At 65.7% G+C, this 16,063-nt stretch carries 14 protein-coding genes; all 14 read right to left on the reverse strand.

The annotated features are described in order from the left end of the window. Positions 1-6: 6 nt before the first annotated feature. The 14 genes from rpoN to flgH all read right to left on the reverse strand — a co-directional run bounded on the left by rpoN (position 7) and on the right by flgH (position 16,060). The gene (gene rpoN, locus AC5P6E_RS04920; RefSeq protein ID WP_495230734.1) at positions 7-1,416 is read right to left on the reverse strand and encodes an RNA polymerase factor sigma-54; all 1,410 of its coding nucleotides are present in this window, start codon (positions 1,414-1,416) and stop codon (positions 7-9) included. A gap of 323 nt (positions 1,417-1,739) precedes the next feature. After that, positions 1,740-2,372 carry a response regulator gene (locus AC5P6E_RS04925; RefSeq protein WP_010485918.1) on the reverse strand — a complete coding sequence of 211 codons (633 nt, stop codon included), beginning with the start codon at positions 2,370-2,372 and terminating at the stop codon, positions 1,740-1,742. Between the two features lie 91 nt (positions 2,373-2,463). Beyond that, a complete protein-coding gene (locus tag AC5P6E_RS04930; RefSeq protein WP_019336599.1) occupies positions 2,464-3,042 on the reverse strand; it encodes a PilZ domain-containing protein in 579 nt (192 codons plus the stop codon). Further along, a complete protein-coding gene (locus AC5P6E_RS04935) occupies positions 3,039-3,332 on the reverse strand; it encodes a hypothetical protein (RefSeq protein WP_019336598.1) in 294 nt (97 codons plus the stop codon). Before AC5P6E_RS04935 ends, AC5P6E_RS04930 begins: the two co-directional genes overlap by 4 nt. Beyond that, positions 3,329-3,745, reverse strand: coding sequence for a flagellar export chaperone FliS (gene fliS / locus AC5P6E_RS04940; RefSeq protein WP_019336597.1), 417 nt, complete (start codon positions 3,743-3,745; stop codon positions 3,329-3,331). Before fliS ends, AC5P6E_RS04935 begins: the two co-directional genes overlap by 4 nt. Positions 3,746-3,873: 128 nt before the next feature. Then, the gene (gene fliD, locus AC5P6E_RS04945; protein WP_019336596.1) at positions 3,874-5,292 is read right to left on the reverse strand and encodes a flagellar filament capping protein FliD; all 1,419 of its coding nucleotides are present in this window, start codon (positions 5,290-5,292) and stop codon (positions 3,874-3,876) included. Positions 5,293-5,731: 439 nt separating this feature from the next. Then, entirely contained in the window at positions 5,732-6,949 is a 1,218-nt protein-coding gene (locus AC5P6E_RS04950; protein ID WP_019336595.1) for a flagellin, read from the reverse strand. Between the two features lie 86 nt (positions 6,950-7,035). Beyond that, a complete protein-coding gene (locus tag AC5P6E_RS04955) occupies positions 7,036-8,238 on the reverse strand; it encodes a flagellin (RefSeq protein ID WP_019336594.1) in 1,203 nt (400 codons plus the stop codon). 72 nt (positions 8,239-8,310) lie between these two features. Then, positions 8,311-9,537 (reverse strand): flagellin, encoded by a 1,227-nt coding sequence (locus tag AC5P6E_RS04960; protein ID WP_019337412.1) that lies wholly within the window; start codon positions 9,535-9,537, stop codon positions 8,311-8,313. Between the two features lie 396 nt (positions 9,538-9,933). Next, a complete protein-coding gene (flgL, locus tag AC5P6E_RS04965; RefSeq protein WP_019337413.1) occupies positions 9,934-11,136 on the reverse strand; it encodes a flagellar hook-associated protein FlgL in 1,203 nt (400 codons plus the stop codon). Continuing rightward, entirely contained in the window at positions 11,133-13,013 is a 1,881-nt protein-coding gene (gene flgK / locus AC5P6E_RS04970; protein ID WP_019337414.1) for a flagellar hook-associated protein FlgK, read from the reverse strand. The genes flgL and flgK overlap by 4 nt, the downstream gene beginning before the upstream one ends. Before the next feature lie 8 nt (positions 13,014-13,021). Then, positions 13,022-14,221, reverse strand: a complete 1,200-nt coding sequence (gene flgJ / locus AC5P6E_RS04975) for a flagellar assembly peptidoglycan hydrolase FlgJ (protein WP_019337415.1) — start codon at positions 14,219-14,221, stop codon at positions 13,022-13,024. Position 14,222: 1 nt separating this feature from the next. Then, positions 14,223-15,365 (reverse strand): flagellar basal body P-ring protein FlgI, encoded by a 1,143-nt coding sequence (locus tag AC5P6E_RS04980; RefSeq protein ID WP_019337416.1) that lies wholly within the window; start codon positions 15,363-15,365, stop codon positions 14,223-14,225. A gap of 2 nt (positions 15,366-15,367) precedes the next feature. Then, the gene (gene flgH / locus AC5P6E_RS04985) at positions 15,368-16,060 is read right to left on the reverse strand and encodes a flagellar basal body L-ring protein FlgH (protein WP_019337417.1); all 693 of its coding nucleotides are present in this window, start codon (positions 16,058-16,060) and stop codon (positions 15,368-15,370) included. Positions 16,061-16,063: the final 3 nt, after the last annotated feature.

The raw sequence follows: 16,063 nt of genomic DNA on the forward strand, positions 1-16,063 counted from the left end.
TCCTTTTCAGCCCACCCGGGCCAGCTGCGGTTGCCTGGCGCCAAGCCGGCGCCGTTCACGGGCCGGGGCGATGTCCAGTTGTTCTCGGTATTTTGCGACGGTTCGGCGGGCAATGTTCACCCCCTGGCGCGACAGCAGGCCGGCGATGGCCTCGTCGGCCAGCGGCCGGCCGGCCGGTTCGGCGTCGATCAGGCGGCGGACCATGGCCTTCACGGCCTGGCCGGAGACGCTGGCGCCTTCCAGGCGCACGGCGAAGAAGTGCTTCAGTTCGAAGGTGCCGCGCGGGGTCTGCAGGAACTTGCCGGTGGTGATGCGCGAGACGGTGGACTCGTGCATGCCGATTTCCTCGGCCACTTCCTTCAGGGTCAGCGGCGCCATGGCTTCCTCGCCTCGCACCAGGAACGCGGCCTGGCGCTCGACGATCACCCGCGCGGTGCGCAGCAGGGTGTCGTAGCGCATCGACAGGCCGCGGCTGAACCAGCGCGCTTCCTGCAGCATTTCGCGCAGCGCCGGTGCGGCCTCGCTGGTCTCGGCCAAGGCCTGTTCGTACTGGCTGTTGATCGAGACCCGGCGGCTGGTGGCCGGGTTGAGGGCAACTTTCCACTGGCCGTCGGCGTGCCAGGCGACCACGTCCGGTACCACCACGGCATTGCGTTCGGGCAGCAGGCTGTCACCCGGGCGCGGCTGCAGCGACAGGATCAGGCGCACGGCTTCGCGCACGTCGTCGATCTCGGCGTCGTGCAGGCGGGCGAGGGCGGGGTAGTCGTGTGCGGCCAGTGCTTCGAGTGCGCCGTGGAGAATGCGGGTGGCCAGATGGCGGGCGGGAACTGCGCCATGCAGGCTGCGCAGCTGCGCCTGCAGGCCTTCGCGCAGGTCCTGCGCAGCCATGCCGGCGGGCTCGCCGTGCAGCAGCTGCTGGCGGATGGCTTCGACGCCGTCGGCGGCGATATCGAACTGGGCGCTGGCCAGCAACTGCAGCTGGTCCAGCGGTGCCTGCAGGTAGCCGGCCTCGTCGCAGTGATCGAGCCAGAACGCGGCCACCGCCAGTTCGCGGTCGTCCATATCCAGCGACAGGCGCTGAAGCACACGCAGCTGCGGGTCGGTCGATTCGCCGGCGGCGATGCGCGCCATGCGGTCGTCGTCGCCGTCCTGCCAGCTGGCGCCGGCCACGTCCCACATCGAAGACTCCGGCAGCTCGTCGAAGGCGGCGGTGTCCATCGTCGTGGCGCTGGCCTCGGTGGCATCGGCTGCGGGCGCTTCGGCCTCTTCGATCTCCAGCAACGGATTGGAGTCCAGCAGGCGCTGGATTTCCTGTTCCAGGTGCAGCCCATCGAGCTGCAGCAGCCGGATCGACTGCAGCAACTGCGGGGTAAGGTGAAGTTGTTGGCCCAGATGGGTCGAGAGTGCAGCCTTCATCGTGGTTCCCCGGCACCGCTCCCCGGCGCCTTGTGGAACGCATCTTGCTTTTGATCCGGCGGGGGCGGAATCAGGGGGTTCCTGAGGGGCTTCGTGAATGTCCTGACAGGATGTAGGGGTATTCCCTACATCGGCGCGGAATGTTGACGATGATCGCGCCTAAGTTGCTGATTTTCTGTGTGGTTGCCGGATTGACCGGGCTGCGCCGTGTACGGGTTCCTGTCGGAGCGTGTCAGGGTGACGGGAATTCGTCGCCGGTGCAGTGCCGGGCAGGGGTCAGATCCCGTTCCTGCAGAAAGGGATCTGACCCCATTCGCAGGCAATCACTCCAGCTCGTGCTGGTGGCGCGCGGCCAGCAGCAGCAGATCGTTGGCGCGGCGGCAGCCGAGCGATTCCATCATGCGTGCGCGGTGGGTCTCCACCGTCTTGACGCTGATGCCGAGGTCGGCGGCGATCTCCTTGTTGCTCTCACCCTTGCCGATGCGGCGCAGGATCTCGCGCTGGCGTGGCGACAGCGCGGCGATGCCGGTGGGTTTCTCGCGGCCGAGCATCGGTGCCAGCATCTTGGCGGAGATCTGCGGGCTCAGGAACACCTGTCCGGCGTGCGCGGCACGCAGCGCCAGTTCCAGCTCCTGCGGCGCCGCATCCTTGACCAGGAACCCGACCGCGCCGCGATCGAGTGCATCGCGCACGTGCGCGGCGTCGTCGTGCATGGTCATCATCACCACCCGCGTGCCGGGAGCGCGCAGGCGGATGTCACTGAGGGCTTCCAGGCCGGTGCGGCCGGGGAGTGACAGGTCCATCAGGACCACGTCCGGGGCGTGCTGCAGGGCCAGCTGCAGTGCCTGCTCGGCATTGCTGGCCTCGGCGACGAGCTGCACGTCGGCAAACCCCTGCAGCAGCCGCGCCAGGCCGGCGCGGACCAGGGTGTGATCGTCGACGATGAGAACTCGCACAGGCACGTTGGAGGTCCGTGAGGGGAGTCCACCTTAACTTAGCTGAACGGGCGCGCCAAGGCTTGCCCATCCGCCGCCATGGTGGCAGGTTTCAGCGGGCGCGGCGTGCTTCGGCCACCTGGCGGCGATGCAGGCGGAACAGATGCCGCTCCATCGCCATCTCCAGGCCATCGCCAAGACGCTGGAAACGCAGCCACAGGTAGTGACCACCGCCACCGTCCGCCGCTTCGGCGATCACTTCCACCGGCAGGTCGATATGGTCGGGCAGCCAGTCGCTGGGCTGCAGGCGTACCACGCCGGCCTGGCCGGCACTGGCACCGCTACGCGGGCCCAGCTGCAGGCGGATGCCGCGGCGTGACCAGCGTACGGGGCGCAGGGTCAGTTCCTGGCCCTGCTGGCGTACCAGCCGGCCCAGCAGCACCATCGCCAGATCCAGCTTGGCTTCCAGCCGCTGCAGCTGCAGGCTGGACTCATTGCGGTCGTCGTGCTCGTCGACACGGCTGTCCTCGACCAGGGCCAGGCTGCGCAGCAGGCCCTCGGCACTGCTGGTACGGCCAGCGGCGCTGCCTGCCTGGAACTCGGCCGGCAGGGCCAGCTCGCAGCTGAGCGTTTCGTCGAACAGCTCGCTTTCGGCCGGATGATGCAGCGACGTGGTCGGCAACTGGGTCATGCCAGCGATTCTGCCTGCAGGTAGGCATGTGCCGCGCGAAGGGAGCGCTGGCCGTCGTTCATCAGCGCGGCGACGGCATCACGGCGCTGGCGTAGCAGGCCGAGCAGATTCTGCTGGCGTTCGAACAGTGCGCTGAGCGGCGCGTGGTCGGCCGTGGTCAGCGGCTGGCTGAGCAGGGCGTGCAGGGTGCTGTCGTGGCCATCGAGCAGGCTGTCAGCCTGGTCCAGGGCGTCCTCGCCCAAGGCCTTCTCGAAGGCGTCGAGCTGGGCGTGCAGTTCATGCAGGCTCATGGTGCCACCGCGGCCGGGCGGCGTTGTTCGTGCGGAATCGCATTCCAGGCGCTGTCGATCTCGCCCAGCAGCTGCAGGGATTCATCGAGGGCGGCGCGGTCGTTGTGCAGGTTGGCCTCGGTCAGGCGCTGCAGCACGTAGTCGTAGAGTGCCGACAGATTGCCGGCGATCTCGCCGCCGGCCTCGTGGTCCAGCGAGCCGTTGAGGTGGCCGACGATCGCGCAGACTTCGCCGATCGCCTTGCCCTTGCCGGCCTGGTCGCCACGCTCGAGGCTGGCCTGGGCGCGCCGCACGCGCTCCAGCGCGCCCGCCAGCAGCATCGCCACCAGCTTGTGCGGATCGGCGTCGGCGACCGCACTGGTCACTCCCACCTGGCGGTACTGCTCGGCATATTGACGGCTGGAACCGTACATTCGTGATTCTCCTTGCGCGGGGTGCCGCCGGGCGATCGTGGGGACCGCTGCCGTCGGCGCGGCGATGATTGCTGTTGCGTCCGTTATCGGTGCGTTACACGTCAAACTTGAGCGTCGCACGCAGTCCTTTAGCGGTTCAGCTGTGCCAGCTGTTGCTGCAATGCGGTGTTGCTCTGCTGCAGCTTGCCCATCAGGCTGTCGAGCGCCAGGAACTGCTTCTTGTAGCGTTCCTCGACGTTCTTCATGCGCGTGTCGAGGTCCTTGCGGCGCTTGTCGATGTTGTCCAGCGTGGTGTTCAGGCCCTTGGTGCGGGCGACGAAGGCGCCTTCCTTGCCCGTGGTCGTACTGACGTAACCGTCGACCATCGTGTAGAGCTTGCCGGCGCCGCCGGTATCACCGGTGATCGCCGAGCGGATCTTCTCCGGCTGGCTGGCAAGCGCCGCTGCGAATTTGGTCGCGTCCAGCACCAGACTACCATCGGCATTGGGATAGCCACGGGTCTGCAGGCCGAGCTTCTTCGGATCCAATCCATCCGCGGACAGGTCCTTCAGTACAGCGCCCATCATCGAACGCAGCTGACTGGATGCGCCGCGCATCTGCGCATCGCCCGTCAGCGTCGCCGCTTCCTTGGTCTTGGCGTCGTACTTGGTCTCGGTATTGATGGCGGCGATCGCATCGTTGTAGGCCTTGACGAAGTCCTGCATCACCTTGGTGGCTGCAGTGGTGTCGGTACTGATCACGACCGTGCTCTTACCCTTGACCTTTAGGTTCAGGGTCAGGCCTGGTACGGCATCGGTCACGGTGTTGCTGTCGCTGATTACCGTGACGCCATCAATGGTCAGCTCGGCATCGGCTGCCGCGGTGTTCTCCTGAAGGCTGCCAACCAGTGCGCTCAACTTCGGGTCGCTGCCGCCGTATTCGAGTTTGATCGCATTGGCGGCGCCGGTTTTCTCCTGGGCGATCGACAAGTACTGGTTGTCGCCCGAAGCGATCAGGGTCGCCTGCACGCCTTCCTTGCGGCCTGCGGCGTCGATCTTGTTGCGCACGGTGGTCAGCGTGTCGCCGGCCTCCACTTCGACCTTCATCGTCTTTGCTTTGTCGCCCACACCAACGGTCAGCGTCAAGGTTCCGGCGCCGAAAGTGTCAGTCTTCGGCACTGAGGCGTTGGCAATCAGCTTGTGTGCCGTGGCGAGGGATTTCACCTCCACCTGGTGCGTGCCGTTGGCGGCCGCTGCCTTGGTGGTGCCTTGGTCGTACAGCGCCACCGATGCCGTCAGTACATCGTCGGTGTTGCCTGGCTGTGCTTTGCCGGTGGCGGTTACGGTGCGGGTGTCGAAGGCTGTCGTGGCCTTCAGCGCGGTCAAGGCGGTCTTCAGCTTGTCGAAGGCCGAGGTGACGGTGCCGATCGACGACAGCTGCATCTTGGCCTTGGACTGCTGCAGGTTCAGCGCGTTGTCGGCGGGCTTGCGGTCGGCCGCCACCAGCTGGCTGACGATGTCTGAAATGTTCAGGCCCGAGCCGATGCCACCGTATCCAAAGCTTGCCATGTGATTCTCCTGGTATCGGGCCTGGCCGCTAGGCGCTGGCCCGTCGTCAACGAAAATAGCGGCCTGCGCCGCTGGGTCTTGAGGACTTCGTTGATGCATGAGCCGTGCCAATGGTCTGGCGCAGGTTCTGGCACGTAGGTTGCAGGAGGGTTGGGGCAGGGTGCGGGAGGAATCACCGCGGGCTGCCGGGAGTCTGCAAAAAACCCTCCCCCAATGCAGGGGAGGGCACAGGCTACTGACAATCGGGGGGAGACGAAGCCGCCCGGTACGTACAGTCAAAGGTACAGCGCTGAAAGAGAGGTCCGCAGGAGCGGGCGATGCCAAGCCGGTTCGGGAGTGATCCCGGGCCGGGCATGGCCCGCGCCTTCGTGCATCGTGACTTCCGGGTTGCTGCTACCGTCGGTTTGACCCGACGGTAGCGGCACCTTCTTGCCGTGGATCAGCGCAGCAGGCTGAGCACGCCCTGCGGCACCTGGTTGGCCTGGGCCAGCATGGCCGTACCGGCCTGCTGCAGGATCTGGGTGCGGGTCAGCTCTGCGGTTTCCTTGGCGAAATCGGTGTCCTTGATGCGGCTACGCGACGCTGACAGGTTTTCCGTCGAGGTCTGCAGGTTGGCGACGACCGAGGTGAAGCGGTTCTGGATCGCACCGAGGTCGGCTCGGGTGCTGTTGATGCCCTCCAGCGCCTTGTCCACAATCTGCAGCGCCTGTTGAGATTTGCCGTAACTGGTGACGTCAAGGTCAATGGCATGCTTGGCATCGGTGGCAACCAGAGCTGCGTCGTCTGCGAGGGTTACGCCGGTAGCGGTGATCTGGTCGCCGACTTTCCCCTCCTTCCAGGAGCTGATAGTTACCTTACCCGCGGAGTCCACTTCGGCAGAGACTCCCAGGTCGGCCGACTTCTGATTGATGGCCTTTGCGATGGCGTTCCCTTGGGAAACCACGCTGGCAGCCTCACCTGCGGCCTGCGTTGATGCGCTGCCTGCGTCGAACTTCACACCGCTGAAGTTCACCGTCGCTCCATTTGCGGAGATCGAGAAGTCGGCGACGGTGCCTGCAGCAAATGCATACACCCCGGAACCGGCGGGTGTTTCTGCAACGGTAGTGGTGGTCGCCGTGGTGGTCGCCGAGGAGAACAGGGTACCGCCCAGCGAATCAGTCTTGGCATTGGTAATCTTATCAATTGCGATTGCTTGGCCGGCATTTGCGCCAACCTGGAACAGCTGGCTGGAGAACGAGCCGTCCAGCAGCTTGGTGCCATTGAAATCGGACTGCTTGGCCACACGATCAATCTCGCTGACCAGCTGATTCACTTCCGACTGCAATGCCTTGCGATCACTTGCCGAGTTGGTCGCGTTGGACGACTGTACAGCCAGCTCACGGATACGCTGCAGGTTGTTGCCGATCTCGGTCAGCGAACCTTCGGCGACCTGGGCCAGCGAAATGCCGTCGTTGGCATTGCGGATGGCGACGTCGGTACCGCGGATCTGGGTGCCGAAGCGTTCGGAGATCGCCAAGCCAGCGGCGTCGTCCTTGGCGCTGTTGATGCGCGAACCGGAGGACAGACGCTGGATGGTGGTGGCCAGCGAGCTGCCGCTGGTGCTCAGGTTACGCTGAGCATTCAACGACATCGTGTTGGTGTTGATGACTTGTGCCATGGTGCTTTTCCTTTGGCGGAGGTGATGCGTGGTTCAGTATCCGGGCACCGGATCAATCGGTGCCCGGAAGACGATCAGGAAGCGGATCAGCGCAGCAGGCTGAGCACGCCCTGCGGCACCTGGTTGGCCTGGGCCAGCATGGCCGTACCGGCCTGCTGCAGGATCTGGGTGCGGGTCAGTTCGGCGGTTTCCTTGGCGAAATCGGTATCCTTGATGCGGCTGCGCGAGGCGGACAGGTTTTCCGTCGAGGTCTGCAGGTTGGCGACGACCGAGGTGAAGCGGTTCTGCACCGCACCGAGGTCCGCACGCGTGCTGTTGATCGACTGCAGAGCGTTATCGACGATTTCCAGGGCTTTCTGGGCACCGGCCACGTCGGTGATCTTGACGTCCTTCAGAGTCGAGGCAGCGGTGCCAGCCTGGATCTGAGTACCGACGGTGACGCTACCGGTGCCGCCGGCGACGGTCAGTGCCGTGATGTCGGCCGCCTTGAGGTCGGCCTTGATTGAGGTCAGGGTGATCGACCCAGCAGTGAACACCGGCGGGCTGGCGCCGTCATTTGTCTGCTGTGCGTAGACACCGGTTTCACCCATCTTGGCGTTGATCGCCGCGATGGTGGCATTCGTGGCGTTGGCCTGGGTAGCGGCCGCATCGGCACCCTGCTCGTACTTCACAGTGCCAAGATCCACGCTACCGATCTTCAGGCCCGTGATTTCGCCGCTGGTCAGCGCGGTGCCGGCAGCCATCGTCAGGGTGCCGTTCTGGGCGAAGGTCGAGGTACCGATCGAGCTCGCTTGGGCGTTTGTAATCTTGTCGATCGCAATGGCCTGGCCAGCGTTGGCACCCACCTGGAACAGCTGGCTGGAGAACGAGCCATCCAGAAGCTTGGTGCCATTGAATTCGGACTGCTTGGCGACACGGTCGATTTCGCTGACCAACTGGTCGACTTCCGACTGCAAGGCCTTGCGGTCGCTACTGGAATTGGTGGCGTTGGCCGACTGCACCGATAGCTCACGGATACGCTGCAGGTTGTTGCCGATCTCGGTCAGCGAACCTTCGGCGACCTGGGCCAGCGAGATGCCGTCGTTGGCATTACGGATGGCGACGTCGGTACCGCGGATCTGCGTGCCGAAGCGCTCGGAGATCGCCAGGCCAGCGGCGTCGTCCTTGGCGCTGTTGATGCGCGAACCGGAGGACAGGCGCTGGATGGTGGTGGCCAGCGAGCTGCCGCTGGTGCTCAGGTTACGCTGAGCATTCAACGACATCGTGTTGGTGTTGATGACTTGTGCCATGAGGAGAGGTCCTTGAGCGGTTGCACGTGAGTTGGGTTAGACGCCCCCGACGTGCCCCGGGGGCGGCTCATGTCAGCGCTGCAACAGGCTGAGCACGTTCTGCGGTACCTGGTTGGCCTGGGCCAGCATGGCCGTACCGGCCTGCTGCAGGATCTGGGTGCGGGTCAGTTCGGCGGTTTCCTTGGCGAAGTCGGTATCGCGGATGCGGCTGCGCGAGGCCGACAGGTTCTCCGAGGAGGTCTGCAGGTTGGCCACCACCGAGGTGAAGCGGTTCTGGATCGCGCCGAGGTCGGCGCGCACGCTGTTGACCGACTCAAGAGCCTTGTCGACGATCGACAGTGCCTGCTGTGCACCCTCAACGGTGCTCACATTGAGGTCTTCGACGTGGCGTGCGGTTGCGCCGGTCAGCGTGCCCCCGGTGCCGGCTGCAACCTGCTGTAGGCCGATGTTGGCAAAGTTCGCGTCCACTGCGGTAGCGCCGGTGGTCGGGGTGGCGCTGACCGAAAGTGCGAACGTTTGCCCAGCTGCGGCTGAGTGCAGGGAGAGCTTGCCGGCGTCCACCTTCGCCATGACGCCGGTCTCACCGAGGCGGCTGTTAACTGCGGCAGCTGTGGCGGCTGTGATCGATTCCCCTGCCTTCACAGTGAAGTCGGGAATCTTGACGGTGGTTGGGGCGGCAGCGCCCTGGGGGGTGATGCTGATCTGCAGGCCGGAGAAGGTCGTATCGGCTGTAGCCTTGTCGGCCGTGATGGCCTGGGTGTCGTAGACGTTGGCGAAGGTCGCTGCACCCAGCGTATCTGCCTTGGCATCGACGACGCTGTTGATCGCGATTGCCTGACCGGCATTGGCGCCGACCTGGAACAGCTGGCTGGTGAACGAGCCGTCCAGCAGCTTGGTGCCGTTGAAGTCACTCTGCTTGGCGACGCGGTCCACCTCCGAGATCAGCTGGGTCACTTCGGCCTGCAGGGCCTTGCGGTCGCTGCTGGAGTTGGTGGCATTGGAGGCCTGCACGGCCAGTTCGCGGATGCGCTGCAGGTTGTTGCCGACTTCGCTCAGCGAGCCTTCGGCGACCTGGGCCAGCGAGATGCCGTCGTTGGCGTTGCGGATGGCCACGTCCAGGCCGCGGATCTGGGTGCTGAAGCGCTCCGAGATCGCCAGGCCGGCGGCGTCGTCCTTCGCGCTGTTGATGCGCAGGCCGGACGAGAGGCGCTGGATGGTGGTGGCCAGCGAGTTGCCGCTGGTGCTCAGGTTGCGCTGAGCGTTGAGCGACATCGTATTGGTGTTGATTACCTGTGCCATGGGGTCGTCTCCTCTTATATGGAACCCGTTGGTGAATGAAACGAAGCGCCGCCTGTTTTTTTGTGTGGCTGTGTGCTTCGTTGTTGCCAAATGAATAACGGCGCTTTGTCAACAACCTTTAGCCGTGAATTCCGCTGAAGCCGTAATTCGTTGCCGGAGGCTGTTTTTCCGGGGTTTTCCAGCCCTCGACGGACGTGAAGGCGACCCCGGAAGGGGCGGCTGGGCAAGCCCAGCCAGCGCTGATGAAGGTATCGGCGGGGGCCAGCTGGGCTTGATGGGCAATCACGGAAAATCCGCGGAAGGCAGGTCGGCGCGCCCGGCGGCAACGGGCCGCAGAAACGAAAAAGGCCGCGATGCAGGGCATCGCGGCCTTTCAGGGGTGACGCAGGAGGTGCGTCAGCGGATCTTGTTGAACAACGACATCGACTGCATCTGCGAGAAGATCGTCTGTGCCGCCTGCAGTGCAGTGCTCTGCAGCTGGTACTGGCTCAGCGCATCGGCGTAGTCCAGGTCGCGCATCTGCGACAGCGTGGTCTTCAACGTCACGCTGTTGGCTTCACGCATGTCGGCGGCATTGTCCAGGGCTTTCAGCTGCGCACCGCCGGCCGCACGTGAGTCGATCATCCGCTCCGACGCCCGTGCCACGTCGCGCAACGCGCTCTGCAACTCGTTCTGCTGTGCGCTCATCTTCGCGGTGGTGCCGGTGTCGGCGTCAAGCGCGGTGATCAGCTTGTCCATGGTGTCGAAGATGTCGCGGCTGCTCGCCGGCTTCACGTTGAAGCTGTCGCCTGCGGCAGGCGCACCGGTGATCTGCAGACGTACGCCGTTCACTTCCAGATCATCACCGGCCTTGTAAGTGCCGGTGCCGGTCACATTGCCGGCACCATCCAGCACTTCGTACTGGTTGGCGGCGGTGAAGCGGACGCTGAAGCTCTGTCCGTTCCAGCTGTCGCTGCCATCGCGGGTGATGTTGGTCAGCACGCCGTTGCCGGAGTTGCCGGCGGCGGCACCGCCATCGACGAAGCCATCGCCGGTGGGGATGCGCATGAAGATCTCGCTGCCGGGCAGGGCATCGCGGACGTAGGTATCGGGCCCAACCTCGATCTGGCGCTGGGTCTGGTCACCGCGATAGACCACCTTGCCGTTGATCTTGGCGAACGGAGGATCACCATCGTTGGTGCCGCCGAACACATAGCGACCGGTGCCGTCCTCGGCGTTGGCCAGCGACAGCAGGCCGTCGCGGATCTGGTTCAGCTCGGTGATCAGCGTCTTCTTGTCGGCAGCGCTCAACGCGGGGTTGCTGGCCTGGATGGTCAGGTCGTTGACCCGCCCCATCAGATCGTTGACCTGTGCCAGGGTGTTTTCCTGCACACCCAGCCGGTTCTGCACGTTGCCGGCGTTGAGCTTCATGCGGTCCAGTGCGGCCAGGCTGCGGTCCAGTCCGACCGCAGCGCCGGCGCCGACCGGATCGTCCTTGGCGGTGACGATCTTGCTGCCGGTGGCGATCTGCTGCTCCAGGTGGCTGAGCTTGGCCTGCTTGGCCATCATCAGCGACACCGACTGGTTGTACATCATGCTGGTGGAGATGCGGCTGCTCATCGGCGGACGGCTCCCAGGATGGTCTGGAACATGCTGTCGGCGGTGGAGATCAGCTGCGAGGCCGCCTGGTAGGCCTGCTGCAGACGCAGCATGTCGGCGGCTTCCTCGTCCAGATTGACGCCGGACACTTCATCGCGCGCTTCCTGCGCCTTGTCGTTGATCACCAGCTGGGCCTCCAGCGAGTACTCGGCCGAGCGCGCGGCGGCACCGACCTGGGTGGTCAGGCCTCCCAGTGCGCCGTTCAGGGTCACGGTGCCGGCATTGAAGGCCTTCGCGCTTTCCACCTTGGCCAGCCTGGAGGCATTGCTGTTGTCCGACGAGCCGGCCGGGGTCGGGGTGATGTTGAAGGTGTCGCCGACCTTCGGTGCGCCATCCAGCACGAAGCTCCAACCGTTGGCACTGATGGTCTGGCCGGGGGTGTAGGTCTGCGGCGGGCCGCCATCGATGGTGTAGGTGGTGGCCGAGGTGAACACGATCGCGGCCGGATTGCGCAGGTTGGCGTTGGTCGAATCGCTGACGGTGACCCCACTCAGCTTGCCGGTACCGGTGTTGGAGGTCGCGGCCGCGCCCTTCACCGCAGCAGCCGCAGCGATGCGCGAGGGATCGGTGATCGCCACTTCCATGCTGCCGGCCACGCCTGCGGTGGGCTGCAACAGGAACCGATCATTGGCGGCCGGGGTGCCCCCGACCACCATCTTGACGCCGTTGATCACCAGCGGATCGGCAGCGGTGCCGGAACCGGTCAGCGGCACGCTGGCGCCGGTGTCGGCCCGGCTGGCCTTCCAGTTGGTGCCATCGAACTGCAGCACCACGTTCTGCGCGTCCAGCTTGCCCAGGTCGCCATAGGTCGCGCTGAGGCTGGCAGTGCCGGTATTGCTGTTGTTGGCGGTGACGCGCGGGTTGCCGATGTTGAAGAAGTCGCCACCCAGCTGGCCATACATGTCCACGCCCTGGTGATGGGCCTGGTTGAACGTTTCGGCCAGGCCCACGGCGAGCTTGCCCAGTTCGGCCTGGGCCGGGGTCAGCACGGTGTCGCGGAACTCCAGCAGGCCACCGATCTGGCCACCGACCGCCTTTGCGTCAAGCCGGATCGTATTGCCCTGCGTCTCCAGAGCCAGCTGCAGGCGCTCGGGCTGGTACGGGTCGGCCACGGTGGTGACCTTGGTCGCCGTGGTACCCACCACCAGCGCGTTGCCGCCGGCGGTGTAGACATTCATGATGCCGCCGTCCTGGATCACTGCCGTGCCACCGGTGTAGCCGATCAACTGGGTGATCAGCTGGTCGCGGCGGTCGAGCAGGTCAGGCGCAGCCGTGGCGATGTTGGTGCCGATGGCACCGTTGATCTGCGCGATCTCCTGCGCCAGGCGGTTGACCTCGGTGGCACCGGCCATCAGGCCGTTGTTGACCTCGCTGTTGAGGTTGTTCAGGTGGGTGTTGAGCTGCACGAAGCGGTTGGCCAGCGCCTTGCCGCCGTCGAGCATGTTCTGGCGATCGGCGGTGCCGGAGGCATTGGAGGACAGGCCGCTGACCGAGTCGAAGAAGTTCGACCACACACCGGCCACGTTGGTGGCGGCGTCGGAGAACAGCGAGTTGACCCGGTCGGCCATGCTGGAAAGCTGCTTCAGGCGTGCCAGCTCACCGCTGCTGTCGAGCAGGCGCGAGATCGCCAGCTGGTCGGCGGTGCGGCGGATGTCGGTGATACGGGTGCCGTTGCCGACCGTGCCATAGCCGTAGTTCTGCGGATCGGCGGTGGCGAAGTTGACCTTCTGCCGGCTGTAGCCGGGTGTATTGAGGTTGGCCACGTTGTGGCTGGTGGTCGCCAACGCACGCTGGAAGGCGAGCAGGGCACCGGTACCGGTGGAAAGTACGCTGGACATGGGGTTCCTCAACGACGAGTGATACCCAGCGCCGCGGTTGCGGTGCTGGCGAAGGTCTGGCCAAGGCGCGAGCCGGCATCGGCGACGGCGCTGACGGCGCGCTCGATGGTCGGTCCGCCGGCGATCGCGGCGATCTTGGCCGCATAGCGCGGATCGGTGGCATAGCCGGCGCGCTGCAGGCCGCGGGCGAAGCCCTGCACGTCGGTGCCGGCCTGCAGGGCCTGCTGGTAACGCGGGCTGGTCTTCAGCAGGCGCACGTAGTCGGCGAAGCTCTCGGCCGGCGAACTGTAGGCGCGGAAGCTGGCGGTCTCGTTGCGGCGCACGCCATCGACATATTCGTGGGTGCCGGCCGTGGCGCGCTGGCCGTTCCAGCCATTGGCCTTGATGCCGAACAGGTTGTGCGAAGTGCTGCCGTCGGCATGCTTGATGTGGCGCTTGCCCCAGCCGGTCTCCAGCGCCGCCTGGGCGACCAGGGCGCGGGCGTCCACGCCCAGCTCCTTGGCCGCACTCTGCGCGTGCTGCCAGATACTGGCGACGAAGCCTTCCGGGGTGTGTTCGCCCAGCTGGGCGACGGCGGTGCGGGTAGCCATCGCATCGGCCGGGCTGACCGTGGTGCCGCGGTTGCTGGCGGTAGCCGACCACTGGTCGCTGCTGGCGGACCAGTCCTCGCCCTGCAGGCTGCCGATGTACGGATCCTCGGTGCCCAGCGAGCGGTGCATGCTGCTGCTCTCACGGCCGGCGATCAGGTCCAGGGCCTGCTCCATCGGCGCGACAGCCGCCTGTGTACCCTGCTGTGCACCGGCGGCCAGCTGCTGCAGCAGGCGCACGGCCTGGCTGCCATCTTCCAATGGCAGCGACGGTGCCGGCTTGGCCGGTGCATTGAGCTGGTAAGCACGGCTGGCCTTGGCCGGGTCCACGCGGGTATCCAGCGCCGGACCCTCGGCGGCCTGCCCGGACAGCTGCCGGCTGATCATGCCCGACAGTCCCAGGCCCTTGCCGCGGGTCATCGCCTCGGCAATCTTCTGGTCGTACATGTCGCGGAACATCTTGTTCTCGCCGGGGAACAGCGAGTCGCCGAAGCTGGCGTCACGCATGCTCTTGACCAGCATCTGCGCGAACTGGCCTTCCAGTTGGCGCGCGACCTTGTCGATCTTGGCCGGATCGTTCTGTTGCGCCGGGTGCAGATCGAATGCGGGATTGATGCGCATATCAGATCACCTCGAGCTCGGCACTCAGGGCGCCGGCCTGCTTCAGGGCTTCCAGGATCGCGATGAGATCGCCTGGTGCTGCACCCACGGCGTTCACCGCGTGCACGATCTCGTCCAGGGTGGTGCCGCCGCTGAACTTGAACATGCGGCTGCCATCGTTGGTGGCGGTGATGGTCGACTGCGGGCTGGCCACGGTACGGCCGCCGGACAGCGCGTTGGGCTGGCTGACGTTGGTGTTCTCCTGGATCGTCACCGTCAGCGAACCATGCGAGATCGCGGCAGGGCCGACCCGCACCTGCTGGCCGATGACCACGGTGCCGGTGCGCGAATTGACCACCACCTTGGCCGGGGCGCTGCCGGGGGTCAGTTCCAGGTTCTCGATGCGCGCCAGCAGGCCGATGCGTGCGCCCGGATCGGTCGGCGCGGTGACCGCCACGGTCACGCCGTCGACCGCACGCGCGGCACCTTCGCCAAAGGCGTTGTTGAGCGCGGCGACCATGCGCGAGACCGTGGTGAAGTCGTTGTTGTGCAGGTTCAGGGTGATGTCGCCGCCATTGGCCAGCGGATCGGGCAGGGCACGTTCCACGGTTGCACCGTTGGGAATGCGGCCGACGCTGGGCACGTTCACCGAGACACGGGAACCATCCTTGCCCTGCGCACCAAAGCCGCCGACGATCAGGTTGCCCTGGGCGATCGCGTAGATCTGGCCGTCGGCACCACGCAGCGGCGCCATCAGCAGCGAACCGCCACGCAGCGAGACCGCATTGCCGATGGAGGATACGGTGATGTCGATCGGCTGGCCCGGCTTGGCGAATGGCGGCAGTTCGGCGTGGATCGCCACGGCGGCCACGTTCTTCAGCTGCGGGTTGACGTTCGGCGGCACGTTTACGCCCAGCTCGCCAAGCAGGTTCTTCAGGCTCTGCACGGTGAAGGGGGCCTGGCTGGTGCGGTCGCCGCTGCCATCCAGGCCGACCACCAGGCCATAGCCCACCAGCGCATTGCCGCGCACGCCGCCGACCTGGGCCAGGTCCTTGATGCGCTCGGCGCTGGCCGGGGCAACCACTGCGAAGACCATGAGCACGCCACAGTAGAGCGACGCCATGCGTCGCTGCCAGGAGGAAGAGGAGAAGAGTTTCATGCCCATACTCAGAACGGCGTCAGGCCGGAGTTGAAGAAGCGGCTCAGCCAGCCCATCGCGTTGGACTGCGCGACGGGGCCACGGCCGCCGTAGACGATGCGGGCCTCGGCCACGCGGCTGGACGGAATGGTGTTGTCCTGGCTGATGTCGCCCGGGCGGACGATGCCCTGCACCTGCACCAGTTCATCGCCCTGGTTCAGCCGCAGGTTCTTCTGCCCCTGTACCACCAGGTTGCCGTTGGGCAGGCGTTGGACCACGGTGACCGTGACGCTGCCCTGCAGGCGGTTGCTCTGCGCGCTGTTGCCCTTGCCGGTGAAGTCACGCGCGCCCTTGGCCGTGGCACTCAGGATGTCCTTACCGCCGAGGGTGACCGGCGCGCCGAGAATGGACGGCGTGCCCAGGCTCAGGTTCGATTCCTTGTTGGTTGCGGTATTCGCACTGGTTTGCGCGGTGGTGTTTTCCAGCAGGGTGATGGTCAGCAGGTCGCCAACATCGCGTGCGCGGCGGTCCGAATACAGCTGCATGGTCGGGCCGGCGGCATAGATGGCACCCGCGGTCGGCTGGGCCTGCGGCGGCATGATCGGCTGGATCGGCGCCATCGTCGGGTAGGGACGCACGTCGCCGGCGATCACGCAGCCACCGAGCAGGGCGGCCACGGCGCAGGCGAGGGCAGTGCGGGCGAAGTTGGAAATGGGCGACATGGC

Source organism: Stenotrophomonas sp. YJH_SMC_16, assembly GCF_059367875.1.

Coding starts and splice junctions, on each gene's coding strand:
- rpoN (WP_495230734.1), bottom strand. CDS start 1,416: ATGAAGGCTGCACTCTCGACCCATCTGGGCCAACAACTTCACCTTACC.
- AC5P6E_RS04930 (WP_019336599.1), bottom strand. CDS start 3,042: ATGACCCAGTTGCCGACCACGTCGCTGCATCATCCGGCCGAAAGCGAG.
- AC5P6E_RS04935 (WP_019336598.1), bottom strand. CDS start 3,332: ATGAGCCTGCATGAACTGCACGCCCAGCTCGACGCCTTCGAGAAGGCC.
- fliS (WP_019336597.1), bottom strand. CDS start 3,745: ATGTACGGTTCCAGCCGTCAATATGCCGAGCAGTACCGCCAGGTGGGA.
- fliD (WP_019336596.1), bottom strand. CDS start 5,292: ATGGCAAGCTTTGGATACGGTGGCATCGGCTCGGGCCTGAACATTTCA.
- AC5P6E_RS04950 (WP_019336595.1), bottom strand. CDS start 6,949: ATGGCACAAGTCATCAACACCAACACGATGTCGTTGAATGCTCAGCGT.
- AC5P6E_RS04955 (WP_019336594.1), bottom strand. CDS start 8,238: ATGGCACAAGTCATCAACACCAACACGATGTCGTTGAATGCTCAGCGT.
- AC5P6E_RS04960 (WP_019337412.1), bottom strand. CDS start 9,537: ATGGCACAGGTAATCAACACCAATACGATGTCGCTCAACGCTCAGCGC.
- flgL (WP_019337413.1), bottom strand. CDS start 11,136: ATGAGCAGCCGCATCTCCACCAGCATGATGTACAACCAGTCGGTGTCG.
- flgK (WP_019337414.1), bottom strand. CDS start 13,013: ATGTCCAGCGTACTTTCCACCGGTACCGGTGCCCTGCTCGCCTTCCAG.
- flgJ (WP_019337415.1), bottom strand. CDS start 14,221: ATGCGCATCAATCCCGCATTCGATCTGCACCCGGCGCAACAGAACGAT.
- AC5P6E_RS04980 (WP_019337416.1), bottom strand. CDS start 15,365: ATGGGCATGAAACTCTTCTCCTCTTCCTCCTGGCAGCGACGCATGGCG.
- flgH (WP_019337417.1), bottom strand. CDS start 16,060: ATGTCGCCCATTTCCAACTTCGCCCGCACTGCCCTCGCCTGCGCCGTG.